Annotated in this window: 24 protein-coding genes; 6 read left to right on the top strand and 18 right to left on the bottom strand. The window is 53.3% G+C overall.

Annotation, left to right across the window (positions count from 1 at the left end; translation table 11 throughout):
* Positions 1–60 precede the first annotated feature (60 nt).
* From P1U47_RS14560 to P1U47_RS14570, 3 genes are all read left to right on the top strand, one after another.
* Positions 61–2,739, top strand: a complete 2,679-nt coding sequence (locus P1U47_RS14560) for a PD-(D/E)XK nuclease family protein (RefSeq protein ID WP_301029937.1) — start codon at positions 61–63, stop codon at positions 2,737–2,739.
* A complete protein-coding gene (locus P1U47_RS14565; RefSeq protein WP_301029939.1) occupies positions 2,736–6,095 on the top strand; it encodes an exodeoxyribonuclease V subunit beta in 3,360 nt (1,119 codons plus the stop codon). The genes P1U47_RS14560 and P1U47_RS14565 overlap by 4 nt, the downstream gene beginning before the upstream one ends.
* A gap of 77 nt (positions 6,096–6,172) precedes the next feature.
* A complete protein-coding gene (locus P1U47_RS14570; RefSeq protein ID WP_301029940.1) occupies positions 6,173–6,757 on the top strand; it encodes a hypothetical protein in 585 nt (194 codons plus the stop codon).
* 38 nt (positions 6,758–6,795) lie between these two features.
* Here the strand turns inward: P1U47_RS14570 and P1U47_RS14575 are convergent, their stop codons facing one another.
* The 5 genes from P1U47_RS14575 to gshA all read right to left on the bottom strand — a co-directional run bounded on the left by P1U47_RS14575 (position 6,796) and on the right by gshA (position 10,583).
* Positions 6,796–7,491 (bottom strand): LrgB family protein, encoded by a 696-nt coding sequence (locus P1U47_RS14575; RefSeq protein ID WP_301029941.1) that lies wholly within the window; start codon positions 7,489–7,491, stop codon positions 6,796–6,798.
* Complete coding sequence (locus P1U47_RS14580) at positions 7,488–7,835, bottom strand: CidA/LrgA family protein (RefSeq protein WP_301029943.1); 348 nt, start codon at positions 7,833–7,835, stop codon at positions 7,488–7,490. Before P1U47_RS14580 ends, P1U47_RS14575 begins: the two co-directional genes overlap by 4 nt.
* A complete protein-coding gene (locus P1U47_RS14585) occupies positions 7,835–8,329 on the bottom strand; it encodes a disulfide bond formation protein B (protein ID WP_301029945.1) in 495 nt (164 codons plus the stop codon). Before P1U47_RS14585 ends, P1U47_RS14580 begins: the two co-directional genes overlap by 1 nt.
* An 80-nt stretch (positions 8,330–8,409) precedes the next feature.
* On the bottom strand, positions 8,410–9,018 hold the full coding sequence (locus P1U47_RS14590; protein ID WP_301029947.1) for an ACP phosphodiesterase: 609 nt from the start codon (positions 9,016–9,018) through the stop codon (positions 8,410–8,412).
* Positions 9,015–10,583 (bottom strand): glutamate--cysteine ligase, encoded by a 1,569-nt coding sequence (gshA, locus tag P1U47_RS14595; protein WP_301029948.1) that lies wholly within the window; start codon positions 10,581–10,583, stop codon positions 9,015–9,017. The genes P1U47_RS14590 and gshA overlap by 4 nt, the downstream gene beginning before the upstream one ends.
* Positions 10,584–10,737: 154 nt before the next feature.
* Here gshA and P1U47_RS14600 point away from each other — a divergent pair, with 154 nt between their 5' ends.
* Positions 10,738–11,637: a Dyp-type peroxidase gene (locus P1U47_RS14600; RefSeq protein WP_301029950.1), complete on the top strand. Its 900-nt coding sequence runs from the start codon at positions 10,738–10,740 to the stop codon at positions 11,635–11,637.
* Between the two features lie 92 nt (positions 11,638–11,729).
* Here the strand turns inward: P1U47_RS14600 and P1U47_RS14605 are convergent, their stop codons facing one another.
* The 12 genes from P1U47_RS14605 to P1U47_RS17605 all read right to left on the bottom strand — a co-directional run bounded on the left by P1U47_RS14605 (position 11,730) and on the right by P1U47_RS17605 (position 23,817).
* A complete protein-coding gene (locus tag P1U47_RS14605; RefSeq protein WP_301029952.1) occupies positions 11,730–11,984 on the bottom strand; it encodes a DUF2164 domain-containing protein in 255 nt (84 codons plus the stop codon).
* Positions 11,985–12,033: 49 nt separating this feature from the next.
* Positions 12,034–13,272: a TIGR03862 family flavoprotein gene (locus P1U47_RS14610; protein ID WP_301029953.1), complete on the bottom strand. Its 1,239-nt coding sequence runs from the start codon at positions 13,270–13,272 to the stop codon at positions 12,034–12,036.
* An 87-nt stretch (positions 13,273–13,359) separates the two neighbouring features.
* Positions 13,360–14,211 (bottom strand): MipA/OmpV family protein, encoded by an 852-nt coding sequence (locus tag P1U47_RS14615; RefSeq protein ID WP_301029954.1) that lies wholly within the window; start codon positions 14,209–14,211, stop codon positions 13,360–13,362.
* 43 nt (positions 14,212–14,254) lie between these two features.
* Positions 14,255–14,686, bottom strand: coding sequence for a thioesterase family protein (locus tag P1U47_RS14620; protein ID WP_301029955.1), 432 nt, complete (start codon positions 14,684–14,686; stop codon positions 14,255–14,257).
* An 82-nt stretch (positions 14,687–14,768) separates the two neighbouring features.
* Entirely contained in the window at positions 14,769–16,181 is a 1,413-nt protein-coding gene (locus P1U47_RS14625) for a PepSY domain-containing protein (protein WP_301029956.1), read from the bottom strand.
* Positions 16,181–18,316 (bottom strand): TonB-dependent receptor, encoded by a 2,136-nt coding sequence (locus P1U47_RS14630; protein ID WP_301029957.1) that lies wholly within the window; start codon positions 18,314–18,316, stop codon positions 16,181–16,183. Before P1U47_RS14630 ends, P1U47_RS14625 begins: the two co-directional genes overlap by 1 nt.
* A gap of 205 nt (positions 18,317–18,521) precedes the next feature.
* A complete protein-coding gene (locus tag P1U47_RS14635) occupies positions 18,522–18,938 on the bottom strand; it encodes a GFA family protein (RefSeq protein ID WP_301029958.1) in 417 nt (138 codons plus the stop codon).
* Between the two features lie 157 nt (positions 18,939–19,095).
* Positions 19,096–20,082, bottom strand: a complete 987-nt coding sequence (locus tag P1U47_RS14640) for a sensor domain-containing diguanylate cyclase (protein WP_301029959.1) — start codon at positions 20,080–20,082, stop codon at positions 19,096–19,098.
* Between the two features lie 250 nt (positions 20,083–20,332).
* Complete coding sequence (gene eutC / locus P1U47_RS14645) at positions 20,333–21,136, bottom strand: ethanolamine ammonia-lyase subunit EutC (RefSeq protein WP_301029960.1); 804 nt, start codon at positions 21,134–21,136, stop codon at positions 20,333–20,335.
* A complete protein-coding gene (locus tag P1U47_RS14650; protein WP_301029961.1) occupies positions 21,136–22,530 on the bottom strand; it encodes an ethanolamine ammonia-lyase subunit EutB in 1,395 nt (464 codons plus the stop codon). Before P1U47_RS14650 ends, eutC begins: the two co-directional genes overlap by 1 nt.
* A 778-nt stretch (positions 22,531–23,308) precedes the next feature.
* Positions 23,309–23,533 (bottom strand): BrnA antitoxin family protein, encoded by a 225-nt coding sequence (locus tag P1U47_RS14655; RefSeq protein ID WP_301029962.1) that lies wholly within the window; start codon positions 23,531–23,533, stop codon positions 23,309–23,311.
* Positions 23,530–23,817, bottom strand: coding sequence for a BrnT family toxin (locus P1U47_RS17605; RefSeq protein WP_366943182.1), 288 nt, complete (start codon positions 23,815–23,817; stop codon positions 23,530–23,532). Before P1U47_RS17605 ends, P1U47_RS14655 begins: the two co-directional genes overlap by 4 nt.
* Positions 23,818–23,980: 163 nt before the next feature.
* On the opposite strand from P1U47_RS17605, the gene P1U47_RS14660 reads away from it, so the two are divergent.
* On the top strand, positions 23,981–24,277 hold the full coding sequence (locus tag P1U47_RS14660; protein ID WP_301029965.1) for a group II intron maturase-specific domain-containing protein: 297 nt from the start codon (positions 23,981–23,983) through the stop codon (positions 24,275–24,277).
* 131 nt (positions 24,278–24,408) lie between these two features.
* On the opposite strand, the gene P1U47_RS14665 is transcribed toward P1U47_RS14660, so the two are convergent.
* Complete coding sequence (locus tag P1U47_RS14665; protein WP_301029963.1) at positions 24,409–24,780, bottom strand: hypothetical protein; 372 nt, start codon at positions 24,778–24,780, stop codon at positions 24,409–24,411.
* 122 nt (positions 24,781–24,902) lie between these two features.
* Here P1U47_RS14665 and istA point away from each other — a divergent pair.
* On the top strand, positions 24,903–25,801 hold an 899-nt coding region (istA, locus tag P1U47_RS14670; RefSeq protein ID WP_301029964.1), incomplete at its 3' end, for an IS21 family transposase.

Below are 25,801 nucleotides of genomic sequence, written 5' to 3' on the forward strand. Positions count from 1 at the left end.
GGCGAGTGCGTTATCATTAGCGGCTAAGATTATTGCACGCTAATGAGAAGGGACGCGCATTTGGAACAGCTCAAGCTAGCGGAATTACTGACGTTTACCGGCCACAGTGTGGTGCTGATGCCCAGCGACGCCAGCGCCCGCCAATGTCGCGAGCGCATCGCCCAGCTGCGCGGCAGTCACGACCAAGCCTTTATCGAAACCATAACGGTCATGCCGCTGGATCAGTGGTTTGCCGAGTTATGGGATGCCAGTTTTCCTGCTAAACAAGTACTGCGCCCTATTCAACTGCTGGCCTTGGCCAGAGACATTATTGAATCCAGCGATTACTTCCCAGACAACTGCCTAAATAGCATGGCGATTGCTCGCCAGTTTGTAGATGCTTTTCAGCTCCACGCCCAGTATCGCCTGAGCAGTGACCGCGAGTATTATTTATTTTCCCAAGAGTACCAAGCTTTTCATCACTGGCAGCAAGCGCTGCAGGCCAAATTAGATGAGCAGCAGGCGCTGAGTGCCCAGCAATTACCAGCGGCTTTATTGCCTATGTTGGCCGAGGGCAGCTTGGACTTGCCCGATCAACTAATACTGAGCACCGAGTTAAACCTTAGCCCGGCGCCACGGCATTTTATTGAGCAGTGCGCCGAAGTACTGTCGATTAAACAACTGACCATCGACGGCTTTAGCGCCACCCCGCTTTTTCAATCTGCTGCGCAATTAGAGCAAGAGTGCGAAGCGCTCACCGCGTGGTTGGGAGATTACCTGAGCGCAGAGGGCGAACACGCTAATAAATTGCTCGCGGTATTGGTGCCAGATATAAATCAATACCAGCCGGTATTGCAGGCGGTGTTGCAACGTCAGCTTTATCCCAGTGGCCTATTTCCGGCGGCAGACACTCAGACCCGTGAACCGTGGCTGTTTGATGGCAGCGAAACACTCTTGTCTTACCCGCTGATTAAATCAGCGTGGGATCTGATCTCACTCGCTTCTAAGGCATTGCCACTAGAGCAATTTAGCCGCGTGCTGCGCTCGCGTTTTGTGCGCGGCTGGCCAGCGGCGCGCAGCGTGCGGGCGCGGCTGGATTTGCGCTGGCGAGATCGCCTCGGCCCAGAGACCACCCTCAAAAGCGCGCTGGCCTTGGCAAAGAAGATCGAGCAAGACGAGCCGCAGGTCAGTGATTTTCTTCACGATTTAGCCGCCCAGCTCAAGACCATGCCGAGCGCGCAATTGCCTTCGGAGTGGGTGCGATTTTTTGATCAGTTGCTGCTCAGCGCGGGCTGGCCCAATGCCGATGATGACGACCCCGTGGTGGAACAATGCCGCCGTGGTTTTAGTCAGGCCATGGATGTGTTTCGCGCCCTCGACCGGCAACTGGGGCCGGTGAGCCACGACAGCGCCCTGTCTTGGCTGCAACATATTCTCAGTACCAAACGCTTTTCAGTCAGTCGCGACTGGGCTTGCCCAGTGCGAATTATGCAATACGACGATGCCCTCGGCCTACGCTTTGACGCCGTGTGGGTTATGGGCCTTGATGACGGCGCTCTGCCGCGCCGCGTTGAACCCTCGCCATTTTTGCCACTGGAATTACAGCAGCGAGCGGGGCTAGAAGACAGCGATCCCAGCCTGTGTTTGCAGCGCGACCGCGCCTTGCTCAACAGTTTATTAGCCTCGGCGCCGCTGGTAAAAATCAGCCACTGCCGCGAGAGCGAAGTCGGCAGTCCCCAAGGCCCCTGTTCACTGCTGCCTCAGTGGCAGGACGACGAGCAGCGAGAGATTGGCAATCGCTACCAAGCCAGCGGCCAAGTGCTTACACCTGCCAGCGATGATGTGCGGGCGATTGATCCCGCCCAGCGCGACAGTATTCGCGGCGGCACCGGCTTGTTTAAGGAGTACGCCAGCAGCCCATTTTTCGCTTTTTTAAAATACCGCTTAAATCTGCGGGAATTCCCCCAGCCCGCTGAAGGCCTAGATCATCGGGTGCAGGGCATTTTGGTTCACGACACTATGCAGCATGTCTGGGAGCGGTTAAAAAACAAGGCGGCTCTCGATGCTCTAAATAGCGTGCAGCTAGAGGCCGCCGTGCGCAGCTGCTGCGAACAGGCATTAGCAGGCCCAGAGTTTAGCGTTGCCCGCTTTGGCGAATCCTTATTAAATATTGAAAAAGAGCGAGTGATTCGCTTGGTGTGCAGCTGGTTAGAAGAAAAAGAAAAACAGCGCCTGCAAGATTTTGAAGTGATCGCGGTTGAGCAATTAATTGAAACCAAATTAGCAGGCATTCCCCTGCGCTTGCGCATGGACCGCATTGATAATATTGGCGGCAAGCATCTGGTAATCGACTATAAAACCGGCAGCATTAATGGTCGCTCACTTAATGTCGATAGCCTGACCGAACCCCAGTTGCCGATCTATGCTTTGGTGCAGTCGGGAGATGAAGCTAAGGACTCACTGCATATCGACGGTGTCATGCTCGCCCAGCTTAAAAGCCCCGAGGACTTAGCCATTCATATGCGCAGCAATTGGGCAAATAGCGTGATTGCAAAACGCCCAGACAAAGACAATGACGTAGATAGCCCCGATAAATGGCAAGCGGAACTCGATGCGTGGTCAACCGCACTGCAAGGCATGGCCGAAGGCATTTTGGCGGGCAATATTCAGCATGATTACAGCCAGAATTATGGCCGCAGTTTTAGTCAGTTTTTACTACCCCTGCTGCGCGATACCGTTGAACAGGAGGATGCCGAATGAGCAATTTTCCGCGTCCGCCAGACCAAGATCAGCGCGAGCTTGCCGTTGACCCCAGCCACTCAGTATTGGTACGCGCCCCCGCGGGTTCCGGTAAAACCGGCGTGTTGCTGCTGCGCTATTTGCGCTGCCTGCTCACCGTTGACCAGCCAGAAAAAGTGGTCGCCATCACCTTTACGAATAAAGCGGCAGGCGAAATTAAAGAGCGGGTTATCCATGCCCTGCAAGCCGGCGCCAAGGCCCAGAGCGGTGATAATAGCGAGCCGCCTAGCTCAGGCTTTGAAGAAGATATTCGGGATGCCGTGAATCAGGTGTTGGCCCACGACGCTGCCCAGCATTGGTCCCTGCTAGAGAACAGCGCTCGCCTGCGCATAACCACCTTCGATAGTTTTTGCGGCAGCCTAGTTCGCCGCCTGCCCTTGCTGTCAGGTTTGGGCGCCGCCGCGCCGCTTAGCGATGCCGATGCCCTTTACCGCGAGGCGATACTCAGCCTGTTTAGGCAAATGGACGCGGCCAATTGCCCGCCCGCCTTGGCTGAGGCCCTGCAGAGTTTATTGGCCTACGGCAGCAACCGTATAGAAACCCTATTGCCTCTGCTTGCCGCGCTGCTGTCTAAGCGCGATCAGTGGTTAAAGGACGTGCTCAGTGGCGATATAGATGCCATGGAGCAGGCGCTTGCCGAGGAAGTGGCCAGTCAATTTGAGCCCGCCTGGGAGGCATTGCAGGCCTTAAACATCGATCAATTAATTCGCGGTTTTATTGAATCCTCTGGCAGTAATGAAGCCCATGCCTGGGCGGCAGATCTGCGCTCAGCCGATAATTTAGGGCTGGATGATTTTGAGTTAATTCAAACCTTGGCAAGCACCATGCTCAGCGGCAAGGGTGAGCTGTATAAGCCCCGCTCTTTAAATTACGCCGGACTCAAAGCCGGTCAGCCTGGCACCGCCGAGGCCAAGGCTTGGCTTAAAAACCTAGAAGACACCGATCAGTTTGCGCAGGTATCAGACCATCTCGCCTGTATCGCCAATTTACCGCCGCCGTATTTCCCCGACAGCAGCAGGGAGTTGGTGGGTCATTTCCGTCTCGCCCTCGCCTATTTGCTCGCCCATCTGCGGCTCAGTTTTGAGCGCAAAGGCGGCGTTGATTTTGGCGAGATCGCCCAGCGCGCGATTATTGCCCTGAGCAGTGAAGGCGCCATTGAACACGGCGAAGCCATCGGCGATGCACTATTAGTAGAAGATCGCGTTCGCCATATTTTGGTCGACGAGATGCAAGATACCTCGGTGAGCCAAATCGAATTACTCGAGGCGCTGTGTCAGGGCTGGGAAGACGGTGACGGCCGCAGTGTGTTTTTCTGTGGCGATTTACAGCAGTCCATTTACGCCTTCCGTGGCAGCTTGGTTAGTTTATTTGACGAACTTATGCAACGCGGCAGCTTTGCGGGTAAAACCCTCGCGCCCCTGCAACTTAAAGCTAACTTTCGGTCCTCGCCCGATTTGGTTAACTGGGTGAACGACGCTTTTAAAGTCTTGTTTACCGACCGTGGCCGTCACTACGAAGCGGCCCTGCCCCAGCGCAGCAATGCTGGTGTGGTAAAAATTCACCCCCAAGTTTTGGCTAAGGGTGTTGATGCCAAAGCGGGCGCGGCGCTGGCCGAGGCCAAGCAAATTGCAGACTATCTACTGGACTTGCAGGCGCGGGATGCCGAGACCGGCAAGACCTCTTCGGTGGCTATTCTCATCCGCAGCCGCAGTCATTTAAAACATATTATTCCGGCGCTCAAGGCGGCGGGTTTGGGTTTTTCTGGTCAAGACATCGACAGCCTTGGCACCACGCCCGCGGTAATGGATTTTATGGCTCTGCTGCGGGCGCTGTGGCACGAGGCCGACGATGTGGCGTGGGCAAGCGTGTTGCGCGCGCCCTTTGTGGGTTTGAGTTGGGACGACGTACTGCAATTGCGTGAAGGCACTGGCCTACTCCGCGATGCCATTATGGACGAGGCCTTAGCCGCCCAGCTCAGTGATGACGGCCAGCTCGCGGTGAACCGCTTGCGCAGCACCATGCAGTGGTTGGAGAGTTGCCCCGAAAGTCGCGACCTGCGCTGGGCGCTGCGCAGTGCTTGGCATTTACTGGGTGGCCCCGCCTGTATCGAAACCCATCAGCAAAGTGATATTGATCGGGTGCTGCGGCTTTTAGACGACTACGCGCCGGCAGGTTTGCTGGAAGATATTCAGGGGCTCGAGCGCGCTTTAGCGCGTTTATACGCCGCGCCGCCTAGCAACCACATCGAATTAATGACCATTCATAAATCCAAGGGTCTGGAATTCGACGTAGTAATCCTGCCAGGTTTAGGATCCGCGGGCCGTAATGCCGACCGCGATCTATTGGCGTGGCAGCGCCTGCGGGGCCATATGATTTTTGCGCCCAAGCCCCAGCGCAATAATGGTGATAAGGCAGCAGACAAACTCTATAACTATATGAGCGAGAGTCAGCGCCGCGCCCTAGACGAGGAAATGGACAGGCTAATTTATGTGGCCTTGACCCGCGCCAAGCGTGAGCTACATTTGTTTGGGGTTTGCCAAATAAACAGTAAAGGCGATGTGGCCGCCAAATCCGGCAGCGTACTGGCGCGCTTGTGGGATAGCATCGGTGATGCCTTTGAACGTGCCGACATTATTGAGCAAGACGACGTTGTAGCGCCCATGCGGGTGCCGCTGGCGCCGCGTTTGCGAGATTACCGCGTTGCGCTAAATCCCGCGTGGCAGCCGCCAGAGCCGGTGGCGTCGCCCTTGCAACGCGCTCAGCGCCAAACCGAGAACGCGGTGCTGGAAGACAATATAGAAGATCGCGCGGTGGGCATTGTCTTCCATGAACTGATGGAACGGCTGGGTCGCGGTGGCGATAGCGCGAGTTGGACGGCAGACGAAAGCCGTTTACGGCAGGGGGTAATTCAGCGTCTGCGCCATCACTGTCACCCGGAACCGGCGTTACAAGATAGCGTTGAGCGGGTGCTGAGTTTATTAAACAATACGCTCAGCTGCCCCAAGGGTCAGTGGATATTGGCGAGCTACCAATGGCAGGACAGCGAGCAGACCATTCGCCGTATGCTTGGTGGCCAGTGGCAGACCCTAATTTTAGACCGCGTTTTCATCGACGATGGCCGCTGCTGGATTGTAGATTATAAAACCGCGAGCAGCCGCGGTAGTGTCGACGCATTTTTAGACGCGCAAGCAGAGAGATATAGTGCAAAAATGCGAATTTATGCACAAGCTTTACGGGCAACTGGGGTAGAATGCGCGATCTCGACGGCGCTGTATTTCCCAGCTCATCAGCGTTTGCTGGTATTGGAAGAAATTTAAGGGTTTGAGTAGCTTCTTTGCGGGACGAGAACGTTATTGGATAGTGGCCGTGTTGGTCTATGGGAATGGCTTTTAACATGAAACAAGCGCTTTATTTCGGTGTGCTGTCGGTATTGCTGGCGGGTTGCAGTCAGTTTAAAACTAATAAGCCGCAAAGACCGCAGCCGATCAATATGCAGGTGCAAACCCAAGAGGACGACATCCAAGCAGATGTGCCGACGCCTGCACAAAAAATTGCCACCAGTAATAGTCGCACTATGTTACTGGGCAAATGGTATGGCATTCGTAAAACCGCAGACGGTGGTCAAAAAGAGTGGCTTACCGAGCGTTCAGCAGACGGTACCTACCGTGTCGACTTTCGTTTTATGGCCAAAAATGGCGATGTGCGCTCCCAATCTGAAGTGGGCTTTTGGGGTGTATCTGGGGGCACCTATTTTCGCATATTCCGCGGCTGGGTAACTGTCGAGGGAATGAAACCAGCTGACCCGACCGATGCTGATCACTACGACGCCTACGTTATTGAATCGTTAAGCGACACGTATTTTAGCTATAAACATGCAGTTCGCGAGCAGCGCTATACCGTGAAAAAAATGCCCGCCGACTTCCGGCTGCCGGTAACAGTGAAAAGTGATAATAGTGAGCCGCTGACCTTTAGTTATTAAAATTTTATTAATGGTTATTAAAAATCATTAAGCGCGAATTAAAAAAACCAGCGCGCAGCAATGGGTACAAACACAGCGGTAAAGGTGCCTGTTAAACACAGCGCCAAACTCGAAAATGCCCCGGCCACGGGGCTGCGTTCAAACGCCCGCGAAGTGCCAATGGCGTGGGCCGCTAAACCTAAACAAAATCCCCACAGGCGATCGTCTTGAATATCCAATTTATTGAATAACCACGTGATGGTGGTGATCCCGACCACGCCGGTTAAGATTACCGAGGCCACCGCGATGGTGGTAATGCCGCCAATATCTTGGGTCACCGTAATCGCGATTGGTGTGGTAATAGATTTGGTGGTCAGCGACAGCAAAGTGCTTTGATTGGCGCCGAATAACCACGCTAATAGTAGCGCCGATACCGAGGCAAAAACAGCGCCGACGCTAACCGTAATTAGCAGCGGCCCCGCCATATTGCGCAGTAAATGCAACTGCCGATAGAGCGGCACCGCCAGTGCCACGGTGGCTGGGCCCAGTAAAAACGTCAGCCAATCTATATTGCGGTAATAGGCGTGGTAGTCTTGGCCGAGCAGTATTAGGGCAATGGCGATGAGGCTGGCGCCGCTAATAGTGGGGTGTAAAATTGCGGCGCGGCCGCTGCGCAAGTACAGAAACATGGCGCCTTGATATGCCAATAAGGTCAGGGTGATTGCAAACAGCGGGCCGTGGAATAAGTCGATCATGGGCGGCTATTTCGGCGCTGTAAAAAACGAATTAGCAAACCGCAAAATACCAAGGTGCAAACAGTGCCAAGGCTGACCGCAGCAATAAAGCCCGGCCACTGGTCGGCAAAGCCGGCGCCAAGAAAGAACACCCCCGCCGCTGGCGCCATCAATAATAAGGGTAGTAATTCAATTAAGCGTTGGCTGCCCGCTTCTAAATCCTTGGGTACGCTGCCGCGTAGGCACAGCCCGCCAAATAATAGCAGCATGCCAAGCACGGGGCCGGGTAAGGGCAGGTTTAGCGCACGCTGTAAAAACTCGCCCGCCAGTTGGCAGCCGAGTAAGGTGAGTAAACCTGCCAGCATCAGCGCTTAACCATGGGCAGTGCGCTGGCGATTGCACACAGGGCTAGCCCGATAAAGGCAAACAAAGACCAGTTAGGCATGCTTAGGCCAAATAGAGTCCACACAATTTCTGCGCAATTGCCGTCGCCAATCATGAGGGTGCTAAAGGCTTCCCCAAAGGGTAGGTTGGCAAACATATATTCAAGGCTCGGGCCGCAGGCGGGCGCTTGGTCGGCGGGTAGGCTTTGCAGCCATACTTGGCGGTAGGCTACCGCGCCACCCAACGTGGTAAACAGCACCATTAAACCGGCGCTGAGGTAGCGGCCTTTTTGTTGGGGGTGAATGATTAAGGCGAGTAGCGCGACCAGCGCAGTTAATACAAAAAAGGCACGCTGGGTGATGCACAGCGGGCATGGGTGCAGGCCGTCGAAATACTGGGTATATAGCGCGTAGCCCAGCAGCGCGCAGCAACTGGATACAATAAACGCGTAAATCCAGCGGGATGTGAGTGGCATAGTGAGTCTCTCCGTGAGCGCCTTACAGTAGGGGCATATTCAAAAACTGACAAGTCCGACCTTAGTCGTGGTTTTTAGTGCTAGCGCGTAGCGAATTCGTCGCATAATTGGGCGCTTAAGGCTGGGTATAATGCCTTGAACTGCCGCTCGATTAAAGGCAGCAGCCGTGCCAATTCTGGGCCACAGTGGCCTAGTGGGTTGTCGCGTTTCACCCGCTGGCCAATACGGTCGAGCATGGCTTCAATATTAGGCCAGTTGTGCATTTTACTCAGTACATCGTATTCGGCTAAAAATCGAATCTGGCGCTTGGCCGCCTTGGGGTAGGCGCTGCTGCTGTCGAGCAAGTTGGCATAACTTTGGGCGTTAAAGGTCCCAATGCTCTGGTGGTGAAAGTCTTGCCAATTAATGCTGAGGCAGTGATCAAAACACACATCGAGCATGATGCCGCCAAAGCGACGATAGTCTTTGGGCAGCGCATCTAAGCACTCGGTTACCAGCGGGTGGCTGTCGGTTAGGGCATCGATGCGCCGGTGCAGGCGAATTCCTGTTTCCCAAGCGCTGGGGTAGTCGCCGCGCAGTGGGCCTTTTACAAAGTCGCCTAATAAACCACCTATTAACAATCCCTGCTCGTCGAGTTGGCAGCGCTTGGCTAGCTGATCAGCGAGCAGGAAATGGGCGAGATAGTTCACAGTTCTTTATATTGCTCGTAGAAGCGGGCGAGGTAATCCTCAAAATCTTCGCCCTCTTGCTCCGCTTCCAATTTTGCTTGGGCCGCGAGAGATTGCTCCTGCAGGCGCTTAAACCGGGCAACTTCGGCCTGGCGCAGGCCGCGCTCGCGAAAATCCTTGGCATGAATTTGCGACTGCGCCATGGCGTAGTGGTAGTAGGACTCCACGCCACTTTCAAGCTCGGCAACGATCTGCGCCGATGGCGTGAGCGCCGAATCGTGGACTTTAGCCAGCTGCTGAACGCAGCTTGCGCTGTAGTCTGTGCTGCGGTGAGCGGTGTCTAACTGCGTGGCGATTTTACTAATGCCGCCAATCAGCTCTTCGGCCCAGTCTTGCATCGCACGGGGCTGACCATGCTGGCTTAATTGCAGGCTTGGCTCTCGGCCGCGGTTGACCACCTCTAATAAATTAGCGCTGATTTCGGCATTATTATCGTCGTCGCAGGGCGGGCTGTCTTGGTATAGGCAGAACAGCAAAAAGGCGTCGATAAAGCGAATTTGTTCGGCGTTGATACCCAGTGGTAGCATTGGGTTTACGTCTAAACAGCGCACCTCAATATACTCAACACCGGCGCGGCGCAGTGCACCAATTGGAATTTCGCCGCTTTGGGTGACTCGCTTGGGGCGAATCGGGCTGTAAAATTCATTTTCTATCTGCAACAAGCCGCTCGACAGTTGTTCGTTCTTGGGAATCTTTTCGTAGTCGGGGTGCGAGGTGGTAATACCCTTGCGCAGCGTTTCTACATAGAAGTCGAGGTGGTTATAGCAAATATGGAGGTTTTGCTGGGCATCACTCTGGTAGCCCAAATCGCCCATCCGTAGCGAAGTGGCGTGGGGGCCGTAAAGTGTGTACTCACCACAGGCTTGCAATTTATGGGAGCGACCGTTTAAAAAGCAGCGGGAAACGGCGGGCGCGGCGCCAAATAAATACACCAGCAGCCAAGCGTAACGGCGGAAATTGCGGATCAGACCGAAATAGCTATTGGTAATATAGGTTTCTAGCAGCAGCTCGCTGCCGTCGGCGGCGTGCAGCTCGGCCCACAGCGATTTAGGCAGCGAGAAATTGTAGTGAATGCCGGCAATGGTCTGCATTTTGCGGCCGTAGCGGTGGCCAAGCCCTTGGCGGTAGCGGGTTTTCATGGTCGCGGTGTTGCTACTGCCGTAGCGGGCTACGGGTATTGCCTCGTCGCCTTCGCCTAAGCGGCAGGGCATACTGGCATTCCAGATAATCTCGTCGTTGAGCTCGCTATTGGCAAAGCGATGGATGGCATCCAGTTCGGCAAGGGTCTCGTCAATAGAGGGGCTGACCGGTGTAATAAATTCGAGCAGCGCTTCTGAGAAATCGGTGGTGATTGACGGGTGGCACAGCGCCGAACCAAAGGCAGCGGGATGCCCAGTTTGCGCTAACATGCCGTCGGGGTCGGCGCGCAGGCTTTCTTTCTCGATACCGCGCAGAATTTGGCGCAATAGATGTTGTTTTGGTTCTTCTGCGAAAAATGCCAGTCTTTGTTCTAACGATGCGGTCAAAATGGCATCCTCTGTGGAGCATAAAAAGGCCGCTCAGTGTAAATCCGCGTTAAGCTACTAACAAGCATTGTTGATGACGTGTTTGTCATGTTCGCAAATACGCCTACAACGGTAAACATGACCATATAAGCACACCCAAAATAGGAGAAAGCGTATGTCAGAACCGCAAGCCGGTATTTTTGTGGAGGGTGCTACCTCGCACTTTTTTCTGGAGTATCAGCTCATTGAAGGGCTAAGTGAACAGCAGTTGCGTTCGACCCTAGCCAAGGCCATTGCGCTGCCACTGAGCGACGAGGTCAACAGCGTATGGGCCTTTGGTGCAGATTGCTGGCAGCAGCTTGCCCCAGCCAGTGTGCCCAAGGCCCTAAAACCTTTTGCTGCTATTGGCAGCGGCCAGCGACTTGCCCCTGCTACCCAGCACAGTATTTTACTGTGGTTACACGGCAATAATCACAGTGCAAATTTTGACGCGGCGATGGCTATCAGCTCGGCGTTGGCCGAGGTGGCGAGCTTATGCCTTGAGAAAATTGGTTTTCTGTATAAAGACTCCCGCGATTTGTCGGGCTTTATCGACGGCACCGAAAACCCCAAGGGGCGAGGCCAAAAGTTGGTGGCCTTAATACCAGAAGGCGAAGTGGGCGCTGGCGGCAGCTTTGTGATGAGTCAGCAGTGGATACACAATTTGGCCAGTTTTCACGCCCTTAGCCAAAGCCAGCAAGAAGAGGTGATTGGCCGCACCAAGCCCGACAGTATTGAGCTTGACGACGAGCGTATGCCCGAAAACTCCCACGTTAGCCGCAGTGATGTGAAAATAAATGGCGAGGCCCAAAAATTATATCGGCGCAGCGTGCCCTACGGTGGCGTGCTAGAACATGGCTTGTATTTTCTGGCTTTTAGCTGCGATATTCAGCGATTTGACCGTATTCTAGCCAGTATGTTTGGCTGCACAGACGACGGTATTCACGATCATTTAACTGATTTTTCCACACCTGTTAGCGGAAGTTATTGGTTTGCGCCCTCTGCGGCTGAACTTTCTAGCATAGGCTCCCTCTAATCATTTGAAGTCTCCTACTCTAGGTATGTTTGAGCGCTCTTATGAGCGCTCTTTTTTTGTCTGAATTTATTGTTTATCTGGACGTTGTAAACTTAGCGCACAAAACTTGTGGGTTTCTCTATTTCATACAAATCATCCGAAATTGACGCTAACTTAGCTTCTAACACCATCTTGGCATCGTTCAATCCGCGATTATAGAAATACGCGCCGACTTCTTCTGAGAAAAAGTCGATGAGAAACTCTGCGTCGAACTTGCCAATATCCTGATCTAATTCAGCCACAAAATAGCGCTGCACCTTATCGATTATGAGGTCTTTTTCTGCGGGGGAAAATTCGATCATCGCCATGTTAAGGTCTCCGTTTTATAAAATGAATACGCGGTGCGTAGCGGCGTGTTTATGCGCTGGCGAGTCGTGCACTCGCAGCTCGGCCGGCCCAGCGGCCACTGGCAAAACAAGCCGTTAATAAGTAGCCGCCAGTCGGCGCCTCCCAGTCGAGCATCTCTCCTACGCAGTAGCTGCCTGGCAGCTTCTTGATCATGAAATGCTCATCTAATTCGCTGAAACACAGCCCGCCCGCCGTGCTAATTGCCTCGTCTAAACTGCGGGTGCTGTTGAAGGTTTGCGGCAGGGCTTTGATTAAGGCGGGGATGGCATCAATATCTGCCATTTGCGCCTTGCTGGTGAGGGTTTTTAGCAGTGCCAGCTTGGCGCCAGACAAACCACATTGCTTGCGCAGCACATTGGCGAGGGAGTCTTTGGGGCGGCGCTTGGCAATGGCTTGTTGTAATTTTTCTAGGCTGCGGTCGGGGTCTAGATCCCAGTACGCGGTGCATTCCCCGCGCTCGGCAATACCGTCGCGAATGGCCGCCGACACGCCATACACTGGCCCGCCCTCGATACCGTAGGCAGAAATAACGGCGTCGCCCCGCTGCTGCCAGCGCCGACCTTTGTGGTCAGTCACACTAATTTCAATGGTTTTGAGGGGCGCGCCACTGTGCTCGGCAATAAACTCGGGGCGCCAAGGGTATTCAAAACCACAGTTGCTAGGTCGCCACGGCGCACATTGAATACCGCGTTGCTCAAATAGATTGAGCCACTGGCCGGTGGAACCCAATGCCGACCAGCTGCCGCCGCCCAAGGCGAATACGGTGATGTCTGGGCTAAGGCTGAGCGTATGTTCTGGCCCTTGGATGAGCAGCGCGCCCTCTTCACTCCAACCCTGCCAGCGGTGGCGGTGATGAATTTTCACCCCGCTGGCGCGCAGTCTTTGCAGCCAGCGGCGCAGTAAGGGCGCGGCCTTCTTTTCGATGGGGAATACCCGCCCTGAGCTGCCAACAAAGGTTTCGACGCCTAAGCCCGCCGCCCACTCGCGCAGCGCATCGGCATTAAAGGCATCTAGGCAGGGTTGCAATAGCGGCGCGCGGTCGCCAAAGCGGGCGACAAAGTCTGGCCAAGCTTCATTGTGGGTGAGATTGAGGCCGCCAATACCGGCCCGTAAAAACTTGCGCCCCACGGTTGGCATACTGTCGTACACCGCCACCACATGCCCCGCTGCGCTCAACTGCTCGGCGGCCATTAAACCCGCGGGGCCGCCGCCAATAACGACGGCAGTTGGGGATGTTGAATGGGGCATAAAACCGGATTTCCAAGATTAACTAGCGGCTGGTGCAGGTACTAAGCCGGCTATTGTAGCCCAATCACGCGGGCAGTTCAGCTGGGCTCAGTCGCTTGGGTCAGCCCCTACCCGCGTGCTTGCCCGCCATAAAATACGCGATACCGACAAGCCAAAATACACGCCATTGTTTTGTTTAAATAAGGGGCTGTCGTTAAAGCTGGCATCGTGTAAATCAATATAGGCAGCGGCCACATTGAGTCGCCAGTCGGCATTGGCAAGCCAGCGCAAATTAAGCCCAACCCCGCTGCTATTGTAACCCTCTTCCGCTTGATAGGCTGGTCGGCTGGCGGTGGCAAAACGGTTTGCCACACCGTAAAAATACTGGTGATAGTCGTCGCTGCCATAGCGCATCTGTAGGCTTGCGCCCCAGGTTAGCGAGTCGGTTAGGTGCTGCCGCCAGCGCAATTCGGGGTTAAACAGCCAGCCTTCGTAGTTGAAGGCCGGAAAACCATCCACGGCGAGCAAGGCCCGTAAATTGAAGCGTAATTGCAGATTTTGGCTTGGCGTATCGTAGAATTTAAAGCGCAGCGATGGCCCAAGTTCAAAGCTAAAGTCGAGGCTCTCCATACCGGCGCGGGCGTCGTTGTCGCTGCTATTGACCGGCAGACTGCCACCGACGGAAATATCTAAATCCCAGCGGCGATGTTCAATTAGCAGGCCGCGCAGGCCGTCTCGATTAGCCTTGATGCGCTCACCGCGATAAATTATGTAGGGAAAGGGCAGCACATAGCTGCTGCTCTGATCGGCGCCGGGGTAGTCGGGCAGGCTCAAGCCTGCCACGCCTGCGCCCAACTCCCACTTAGGCAGGGGGCCGGTGGGTGATGATTCCTCGGCCTGAGTGGCAAAGCTGAGTAATAGCCCCACCGCCAGTAAGCTGAATGCCGTTTTTATTTGCACGCTGTTAGCCTCGTATACGCTTGCGCTTGTCTGCAAGCTTGGGTCACATGTTTGCCACTTTAGCCTTAAAACTCGCTGGCACAGGGCAGACAGATTTTGTCGTGTAATCGAAAAACAGCATGGTATTTTTTAGGCGTGCGGTTTCGGTGCCTTTGCTTAAATTGCGTAATCTAAACACCAGATCAAAGCTCTTGGTGGTGAAGTTACAGGCGGTTACGTCAATTTCTAAGCGGTCGCCGTAATCAGTCTCGGTGAGATAGGAAATTTCCGAGTGGGCCATAATTAAGCCCGCCTCTTCAAATGCAGTGGCGTGCTCATAACCCAAGGCAATAATAAAGCGCAGTTGGGCTTCAATGGCGATGGAGGGAATGCGATCGGCGGCGAGATGGTTGGCCACATTTACGTCAGAGTACAAAACCACGTATTCGGTGGTGAATAGAAAGCGCTCGGGGAGGTCTATGGATTTTCTGGCCATGGTTGGTCTCGTCATTTTGTTTGTGAGAGCAGCCTGACTGTTGCGGCGGGCTTTTTCAAGCCCGAAACATTAACGGCGGGTTTTACTTGCGCCGGCGAAGGGCCCGACGCAGATACATGATCATACCCAGGGCAAACACCAGCGCGATGCCCGCGGCAAAGAGCGCCGAAATACTGTCTCGGGCGGTGCGGCCCAAGCCATCTATAAAATGCCATTTATGCAGCACTGAAAAGCTCAGGCCTTCAAGGCGATCACTGTCGCGAACCACTGCGGCCAAGGCGCCACTGCGCGGCTCTACATACACACTAAGGTGCTCGGCATTGTCGTAATCGAGGGCAATCACGGGCAGGCGTTTGTTCACAAAGCCGTATTCATCGGCAAAGGCCGTTACGGTGCGCATTGCCAGTAGCGGCGCCGCCACTGGCATATAGGCTTGTGCAATCGCTTGGGCGTGAACCGCCTCGCCGTTGGCCAGTAGTTCACCGTTCACGGCGCTGCGGTATGCCAATTCACCGCCTGCCCAAACCCGAAAGTAATAGTCGTCGCCGATATTCACTAGGTCGGCCTGCACCACGCTGGCGCCTTGGGCAGACCAATCTAAATTTAGGCTAGCAAGCGGCGCGGTCATTGGCGATACCGCCGCAGCACTTGGCGCAAATTGCTTTTGCCATAAATGGTATAAACCGCTGCCCGTAAACGTGACCGCCGTTATTGCCACAGTGAGGCCAAGGCTGCGGTGCAGACGCAATAAGCGTGAGCGCTGCCGCCAGCCGCGATTGGCCCGCCACTGCAAGTAATATTGCACTAGGCCAGCAAGGGCGATTAGCCCCCCGCCAAGCAGGCAGATAGTCATTATGCTGAGGCGCAAATTGGTGTTTTCAATAAAAACCCAAGAGTGAACATTGCGAAAAAACGCGCTGGTAAGGGCCTTGGTGTTATTCACTACCGTGCCGAGGCGGTCGCTGGCGGTATCCACATAAACCCGCATGCCGTCGTCTCGCGCAAAATTTACCCGCCACACCGGCAGCAAGCGATTTACGTAAACATAGTCTTCATTAAATTCGGTTTGTAACTGAACGGAGCGGATGGCGCTGTGCTGATCCCCCAAATAATGCCTAGCAAGGTGTACCGCGTAATCGGCTTCGCCCTGCTCAATAATCTCGCCGCTGCGGGCATCCAGCCATACCGGCTCGCCGGCCACAACAAGGCGATAACAAGGCCGGCCCTGCCACGCGAGCAAGCGCAGCGCCGAAGCGTTGCCAGTAATACCGGCGCGATCAGCGGCCTCGGCCACGGTGAGTAAATCTGCCGTGGGTAGCGCGTCTAGCTTGTAAATAAAGGCGTCGGCAACCGGCTGGATGCGCGAAATAATCGGATGCGACAGCCCGCTCAATCCCCAGCCAATTATGGCTAAGCCGACCACCATGCCGACCCGCGCGTGCCAGCGCAGCAGTATGGCAATAAGTTTATTTGGACGCGTTTGGCTGGCCGTCATTACAGGTCCACCCGCATACCAAAGGTCACTAAGCGCGGACTTCCTGGGGTAAATGCGGGGCCGTATTTACTGGTGGTTTCCGCGTACCGGCGGTCGGTCACATTATAAATGCGGGTATAAAAACTCAGCTGGGCATTGAGCTGATATTCGGCGTGAATATTCAGCAAGCTGTGGCCGTCGTATTTATCCAGATCGCCGACAATACCGTCGTTGGCGTTTTTTTCATCCAGCCAATGCTCGCCCTGGCGCAACCACTCAAACTCGATATAACCGCCGTTTAACAGTTCAGGGCGGTAATTGAGCCGCGCATTGATGAAGCTTTCTGGCGCGTCAGGCATGGTATTGCCGCTGTAATCGCCACTGCGGTCAATCCACTCTTCATAACGATGTTTGGAGCGCGTGTAGGCAAGGCCTATATCCAGTCGTTCGCTAATATCTCGCTCCAGTCCTAATTCAATACCGCGATGGGAGGTTTCCCCGGCATTGGCATTGCGCCTAGTGCCGGTTTGCGGATCGGCTATCGATAAAATTTCATCTTGTTTGCGCATGTAATACACCGCCAGATCAAAGCGGCTGGCGGCATCTAAATTACCTCGCAGGCCAAATTCAATGCTGTCGGCTGTTACTGGCGACAAGGCGGTGGAATCGGCGGTGTCGCCAGCACGAAATAGTTGTGAAGCCGAGGGAATACGAAACGCGTGGCGGTATGATGTGTAACCATTGATGGCGTCTGAGAAATCGTAAACCAATCCCAGTTTTGGACTTAGGTGCTCAAAATCTAAGGTTTGATCTAGCGGCCGCAAGTGCCCAGGATCTTGGGGGGCGCTGGCAATATTGTCTTGATAGTCGTAGGCAATCGCGTCGTAACGCAGGCCCGCGCTGCCCCGCAGCCGTTCAGTAAACTGACTCTCGGCGTGGATATACGGCGATACCGAGAGGTAATCAACGGTGTAATCGTATAAACGCCCCGCTTTTTGGTAGCTTAACCAATACTGGCCGGGGTCATTGTCTGTGCGCTCAATATAAAACTGGGTTTGTTCGCCGCGGCTGCGATCTATGTCTACGCCACTAATGACGAAGCTGTACTCAGAGAGGTCTTGGCGATACTTCAGCAGTACGCCGATGGAGTCGTGGCCGTCTTCATTAATATGGGCGTCTTGAGAGTCTAGCGCGGGTGAACAACTCGGGCACCACGCTGGCGCGGGCTGCACGCGACCGGTGTTTAAGGCCCACGTTGCCACATAGGTAAGAGCATTGCTGCGAATAAACGGCGTAATGCTAAGGCTGTGATCGTCGCCACTAAACTCAAATGCCGAAGACAGCCGCAGCGCGCTCACATCGCGGTAGCCAATGGTATTGCCGGCTTTTTCTGGCTGGCTATAGAAGTCGGCCAAACTCAGCGCCGAGCCGCCGGTGGCCATGGCGACCTTGCTGACGCTCAACACGGTGTTAACCTGCCACGCGGAATCGAACTGGCGAAACCAGCCCAACACCAACTCTTGGCGCTCGCTGTCGTTATTGTCTCGCCAGCTACCGTTTTTGCCCACCGACACATTAGCGGTGTAACTATTGTGGTCGCTAACACGAGCGGCCCGTAACTGACTGCGGTAATGATCAAATTCACCGGCTTCAAGTGTGATTGTGCTGCGGTCTTCTGTTGCGGGCTGACCAACCAAGCTATTAATGACCGCGCCCATGGCATCGGAGCCGTACAGCGCTGAACCGGGGCCTTTAATAATTTCTACCCCGTTCGCCAAGGCGGTGTTTACCTCGTAGAGGGCGTTGTGGTTAAAAAATCCCGCAGAACGCGTGGGCACACCGTTTTCTAAATACAGATAAACAGGGTTGTAAGACACGGGTTGGCGTATGGCCGCGGCCACGCCTTCGCCGCCAGAGCCGAGCTGTACAATATTGACGCCGGGAATGCGGTTCATCAATTCGCTGGCATGGCTGGGATTGAGTGCTTCGATGGTCGCTTGGTCTAAAACGCCCACGCTGGCGGCAACGTCTGCCAAGTGCTGAGGTGCGCGTGTTGCAGTAACTAAAACCGTTTCAAGCGTCGAGTGCTCGGCAAAAGCCGATAAGTTTACGAGCGCAGAGCCGAGTAATAAAAAGCGTGGGAAGGAAATTGACATGTGCACCTCAAATTTGAGCTGCACATTCTAGAGATTAAACGGCCAACAGCAATGCGACATGATGTCGCAGGCTTATGCTGTTAAAGCTCCTAGGGAGGACTTGCGATGTGTCAGACATGTGGTGCCGTGACCCAAAATTTAAGTTTTTAATTGTGGCCGCGGTGAAAACGATACAACATGAATTTCAGCCTCTCTGTCGTTAAGCCTAGGGCTGTTTGTCGAACTGGGCTACCCCTTCAGGAATCTGGTACCAGTCTTGTTTTTGACAAACCCAAATATGCGCTTCGGGTTTGAGAATACGGGTGTCGTCGAGGCTGGCCGCCTTGAGCTTAATCGTCGCCGGCTGATCGGGATTAAAGTGATAAATGCGATTGCCGCAGTGTGGACAAAACTTGGCGTAGTTTTTATTGCCGCTTTCGGCGAGGCGCTCCCACTGGGCCAATTCCCCTTGCACAATAAGTGTATCTGCATTGATCAAAGCGGTAATACTAAAAGCGCTGGTCGATAGCTTTTGGCACTCTTTGCAGTGACAGGCCATAATTTTTAAGGGCGGAGCTAATAATTGATAGCGAATATTGCCGCACTGGCAGGAGCCTTCTAGGGGGTATTGAATGTTACTCACTTCGTCACTCCTTCGTGGTACCGCTCTTTAGTTGCTCACCGTAGGGTGTGCATGCGGCATTTTACGAATAGTAACGCCAGCGGCTAGTGGAATACAGCCATTCAGTGTAAGGATAGGGGTTTCCGCCACTTCCTTGTTGGCGGGAGAGGATGCTGCTTTAGACTTTTTCTGCGCGGCGTTGAGAATAGCGTTTTTGTTTCTTTTGGTCGTACATAATGATGTCGGCATCGCTGAGCATTTTTTCTACGGTGGAATGCTTGCTGGCGTTAAAATCAACAATGCCGTAGGAAAAGGCCAGATCATAGCTCCTGCTAACGCGACTATTAAACTCACTCAAAATAACGGTAAAGTCGGTCATTACTTGCTCGGCTTGGGCCGACTGGGTATTGGTTAACAGCACAACAAACTCATTGCCGCTAATGCGGGCAAAAAGATCCGACGCGCGCAAATTGCATTTCATTTGTTCAGTAAAACTGCGCAGCGCACGATCGCCCTCGCGCCGACCAAAGGTTTCATTTATCGCTTTAAATTTATCAATATTGAGTACCACCAGCGACGCCGGCAAGTCACGGCGCGCGCACATGTTTAAACCGTGCTCAGCGAGCATCAAAAAGCCGCGCCGATTACTGATATTGGTAAGTTCGTCGAGGGTGGCGAGTTCCACCGCGGCAATTTCGCGCTCGACTATTAACGCTAAATCGCGAAATATTTCTAACTCTTCCTCGCATAACTGGCGTGGCTTGTTATCAATTAAACACAAGGTGCCAATTGCTTGGCCATTAAGGGCGTGAATAGGGTAACCCGCATAAAAGCCTATATTCGGATCGCCAGCTACCAGAGGGTTGTCGGCAAAACGCGCATCGGTGCCTGCGTTTTCTACCACCATCACGTCGTCGCCAAGTATTGCGTGACCGCAGAAGGAAATATCCCGTGGCGTTTCCCGCACGTCTAAGCCCATACAGGATTTAAACCATTGCCGATTCTCATCAACTAGGCTTACTAGGGCAATTGGAATATCGAATAAGCGCCGCGCCATACGGGTAATACGGTCAAAGCGCTCCTCCATTGGAGTGTCTAAAAGACCCAGTGCACGGAGGGTATCTAATCGTTCATATTCATTCTCTGGTATCTTTGGAGCTTCCACAAAATCACCTCTACAACTTATTTGTATCCAGTTTTATTTTCCGCTGCTTTACGCTGTTGCCTCGTTAAGCATCTCCATACCGTGCTGCGGTTATGGTGTTGAATACGGACTGGGGAAGCCGACATCTGCCTGACGCAGCTACGCATAATCTGACCTTAATATAGTAGGAGATTTTGACTGGCGCAGCGTTAATAAAACATACGGGCTTACCACTACCGAATAGCGTGCCGCCAAGCCATTGATATAGCGGTTATTTTAAAAAGGGAATGCCGCGAGCAGCCACATCAAAATTTGTTGATTCATCTTTTAATATGGTGCCACTGAGACCTTTGCGTATGGCACCTTGCAGTAGATACAGCGCCGTATCTACCGCTTGCGAGTAGCCGAGACCACCCGTGCGTATATTGGAAATGCAATTGCGCTCGGCATCTGAACGGCCTCGTTGCGGGCCATAGGTAATATACATGCCAAGGCTGTCTGGCGAGCTTAAGCCTGGTCGCTCGCCAATCAACATCACACTGAGCTTTGCCTTAAGGGCTTCACCAATGTCGTCGGCCAGCGCCACCCTAGCTTGGCTAGCGATACACAGTGGTCCGAGCTGTAGGCCACGTTTATGTAAAGCGGGTGCCAATAAGCGCAATACCGCAACCGCGTGAGCTGCTATTGCCGCCGACGATAGGCCGTCGCCAATAATTAGCGCCACATCTATTGGCGGCTGCCCTGTGGCTTGGTCCCGTAATAATTGCCACTGGGCCTCGGGCAATTGTCGGCCTAGGTCGGGTCGCTGCAAATAGGTTTGGCGATTAGCCGCTAGGCTGCATAGTACTTGCTCTGGAAATAGCGCATTGCTAATGCCGGCGAGCGCGGTCTTACACTGGGCAGCCAGCGCGAGTGGGTCGAACGCTTGGTGCACGGCGTCTCGCGCCCTTGCGTGGTCGAGCTGAAACTGCAAATGATTTGCCGTGGTTGCAGACACGCCAGTGCGGCCAAGGGCGATACGTGCCGAGGTGTAGTCGCCTAACGCCAGCCAGCGGTCTGGTGACTTGCTGCTCATCAGTTACCCACCTCCATGTTGAGGGCTTTGGCAAATGCAGGGGGCAGATTTTGCCCGCTTAGTAAATTGCCCTTGGCATCCATAATGTCGGCTTTTTGTAACCACTGGTAGAACTCAGGCGCGGGTGGCAGCTTTAAGAGTCGACGAATCATAAGCGCGTCTTGAAAGGAGGTGCTTTGGTAATTCAGCATAATATCGTCGCCGCCGGGTACCCCCATAATAAAGCTGCCCCCCGCCAAGGCAAACTGCGTCAGCAATATATCCATGTCATCTTGATCGGCCTCGGCGTGGTTGGTGTAACAAATATCACAGCCCATCGGCAGGCCCAGCAACTTGCCGCAAAAATGATCTTCTAAGCCAGCGCGAATAATCTGCTTGCCGTTATATAAATACTCTGGCCCTATAAAACCCACCACGGTATTGACCAACAGCGGCGAAAACGCCCGTGCCAGCCCGTAGGCGCGGGCCTCCATTGTCTGCTGATCGACCCCGTGATGGGCATTGGCCGACAGCGCGCTACCCTGCCCCGTTTCAAAATACATCACATTATTACCAACTCTGCCCCGTCCCAGCGACTGCGCCGCATCATGAGCCTCAGCGAGCATTGCGATATTAATACCAAAACTGCTGTTGGCCGCCTCGCTGCCAGCAATGGATTGAAAGACCAAATCCACCGGCGCGCCCTGATTTATCAGCGCTAATGTTGTACTAACATGGGTGAGCACACAGGATTGAGTGGGAATTTCAAAGCGCTGAATAAAATCATCGAGTAGGCTCAGCAATCTTCCCACGGTTTGGGTGTTGTCTGACGCGGGGTTAATGCCAATCACCGCATCGCCACTGGCATTGAGCAGACCGTCAATGAGGCTGGCAGCAATACCCGCCTCATTATCGGTGGGATGGTTAGGTTGCAGCCGTGTAGAAAAATGGCCCGCCAATCCAATAGTATTGCGAAAACGGGTAACAACCTCGCACTTCTTGGCGACCACAATTAGGTCTTGCAGTCGCATTAGCTTGCTAACTGCCGCCACCATTTCTGGCATCAAGCCCGGCGCTAGGACGGTTAGCGCGGCGGTGTCGGCGGCATCGGATAATAGCCAGTCGCGAAAGCCGCCAACGGTTAAATGGGCTACCGGCGCAAAGGCGAGCGGATCGTGGCCGTCGACAATAAGCCGAGTAATCTCATCGCTTTCATAGGGAATAAGCAGCTCGTTCAGAAAATGGCGCAGCGGCAAATCTGCCAAAGCCCACTGGGCGGCAACGCGTTCGGCATTGCTCCCTGCGCCAATACCCGCCAAATAATCACCCGAGCGCGCCGGACTGGCCTTGGCCAGCAGGGTCTTTAAATCGGCAAATTGGTAGCCTTGTTGGCCCAAGCGAATCGTAAAGCTCATTGTGCACCTGCGCATAGGGGATGCCTTATCCTACCCCTACAAAGACACCATTACATGCCCGCTAGCATGGGAATTTACTTATAAACTGCTTGGGTCGCTGCTTATTACCCAAAATGGCGGCTGGACGTTTGTTGCTGGGTAATAAACAGACGGCCAATAACATGTGCTCCAATGAAATCCTCTGGCTTGTCTACAGCCACAAAGCTTAGGTAATTTGCGGAAAAGGCCACGGGCTTTTCGCGTGTAATCGACCGGTTTTTTGCAAACGCCCCAATTGTGGCATGTTGCTAAAGTTCGGATATTACAGATTTCAAAAGTCGATTGAAGCTGGCCGTATTCAATGGCACTCAAAAGCGCTGCTGAAATTCAAACAGCGGATTCGCCTGTTAACGAATCGCAACTGGGGCGTATCGATCTCGATCATTGGATTCGGCGCAGAGTGCGGATGGCATTCTTCAGAAGCAGAGAGGGGCGGCAGTGGCTAAAGCCACCAACCAAAGCCACCAACCAAAGCAAGAAACCTGATGAGTCGAGGCGTTCACCTACAGGCTGCCGTTGCGTGTGGCATTACCAGCACCAACAGTAGGCGCTTTAGGCGAAGGCCCACGGCGCAGCTCCAAAACACCGAGGATTAATCAGGCATTATCCAATGCCTATTTAAAATCTCAGGGGTTGTACGAATTGCGCGATGGTTGGATCAAGCTTCACCATTCTTAGTGAAACGCCCTGTGCGGATCCGCATGCAGGGTGTTGTGGGCTGAGACCCTCGGCTACCCGATTAAGGCTTGTCTTGCCACGATATATCAATTTCACGATGATGAGCCACGCAATCACGAAGATAGAGATTTATTAGGCTTTGATATGGGACATCCTTTTTCTCCGCCATACTTTTGAAATACGCAATCACATCCTCACTCAGCCGCATCGTAACGGGCTTCTTGAGTTTCGAAGCATAAGGGTTCTTGCGGGACTTCATTTTTGAAAGATCGTATTCAGCTTTCATTGGGCACCACCAGTGTAAAATTTGGATTCCTTCTTCGTCGCTTTACGTGCAGAAATGATTCGAATTGACTCCCCTGAATGACGTTCACAATGACACACCATTAGAATATGTAGGTCATTGCTGAGCCCGAGCATAAGGAAGCGCTCTTCCTGAAGGGACTCGTCCGTATCATCGAATTGGATAGCAAACTCATCATAGAAGACCGATCTGGCCTCCTCAAAGGAGACGCCATGCTTTCTCAGGTTGGATCGAGCCTTTTCGGGGTCCCATTCGAACTTAATCATAAGTACATTGTATGTACGCAGAGCGTGATGTCAAGCGTCTTAACGCCTGAGGCAAATGTCCCCTGCAATGATTTGTGTACGCCCGTATACAATGGAACTCAAAACACTGCAGAAATTCAAGCAGCAGATTCGTTTGTTAACGAATCGCAACTGGGGAGTGTCGATGAAATATCAGCTCTTTAAAACCAGCCAATTTATACGAGGCTGGATTAACTATTTTGGTATCGCCAACTGTTATCAATTGTGCGTCGATCTAGATCATTGGATTCGGCGCAGAGTGCGGATGGCATTCTTCAGAAGCAGAGAGGGGCGGCAGTGGCTAAAGCCACCAACCAAAGCAAGAAACCTGATGAGTCGAGGCGTTCACGTACAGGCTGCCGTTGCGTGTGGCATTACCAGCACCAACAGTAGGCGCTTTAGGCGAAGGCCCACGGCGCAGCTCCAAAACACCGAGGATTAATCAGGCATTATCCAATGCCTATTTAAAATCTCAGGGGTTGTACGAATTGCGCGATGGTTGGATCAAGCTTCACCATTCTTAGTGAAACGCCCTGTGCGGATCCGCATGCAGGGTGTTGTGGGGGCTGAGGGTTAGAGACCCTCGGCTACCCGATTATACGATTTTAGCTTATTTAAAAAAGTGGAGCTGTTCTCTTTAGCTGTAACATCTCTTGATTCAGTGTTTTGACTAGAAATAGACTCACCGACTTTAGAAGAAATATCGACAACAAGGACCATCATTAATGACAGCAGATCATGCGCTTGATTCGGAGTAATATTAACTTCTGATTTTGTATACCCAAGCTTTACGTCTTTATCATTGTGCCCTAGTTTTTTATTTCTATAATCCTTAATATTTGTAGCTTTATAGATTGCATCTATTTTTTTGTATTGCTTTGATATAATTAGATCTTTTTCTAATTGATATTTTTTAATCAAGTTTTGTAGTGTGTTCGGCGACAATTAGGATGACCGGTTGACGACAACTATCTTGGCCGGTTGGGTGTAACGTTCGGTACTTTGATTTTCCCTTGGAGAACAGCGTGCCGGGATTACATATCACCCAACGACAAGAGGAGCTGTATATGCAGCATCGACAACGTGGTATCACCCAAGAAACCGCAGCCGCGAAGACAAATATTTCCGTTCGTTCAGGCCGTAGAATCGAGAAAGACCCAATCCACCACCCACCTGAGCGTCACTGGCGCACCCGCGAAGATCCGCTGGAGGCCGTCTGGGCGCGTGAGCTTGTGGTGTTACTCGAACGCGAGCCGAGCCTCACTGGACTGACGCTATTGGAGTATTTGCAAGAGCACTACCCCGAGCACTACGATCAACGTGTATTGAGAACGCTACAACGACGGGTAAAGCAATGGCGAGCGCTGTGCGGCCCCGACAAAGAGGTAATGTTTCGCCAGCAAGCGGTGATCGGGCAACAAGGGTTTTCCGATTTCACCCACCCCGATGACGCGGTTACCCTTGCGGGTCAGGCCTTTCCCCACTTGCTCTATCAGTTTCGTCTTGCTTATAGCGGCTGGCGCTCAGTCACGATAGTGCAAGGCGGCGAAAGCTACGCCGCGTTAGCCTGTGGTTTACAGCGCGCACTGCAACAAGCAGGCGGCAGCCCGGTTGAGCATCGCACCGACAGCCTCAGCGCAGCACGCAATAATACCCAGAATATATGGACAGATGCGTACCGCGATTTGTGTGATCATTATCGTATGCAGCCCACCCGCAATAACCCTGGCCAGTCGCATGAAAACGGTGTTGTAGAATGCGCCAACGGTTCGTTGAAACATCGCTTGTCACAACAATTCAAGCTGCGTGGCAATCACGATTTTGAGTGCATTGAGGCGTACCAATTCTGGATCGACAAAACTGTAGCCAAGCTCAATCAGCGGATTCGTTCTCGGTTTGCCGACGAACAAACTGCACTGAGTCCACTGCCAGATCAACCCTCTGTTGACTATCAAGTTCTGTCAGT

This window comes from Zhongshania sp., from assembly GCF_029212375.1.
In the GTDB taxonomy this organism is placed as follows: Bacteria; Pseudomonadota; Gammaproteobacteria; order Pseudomonadales; family Spongiibacteraceae; genus Spongiibacter.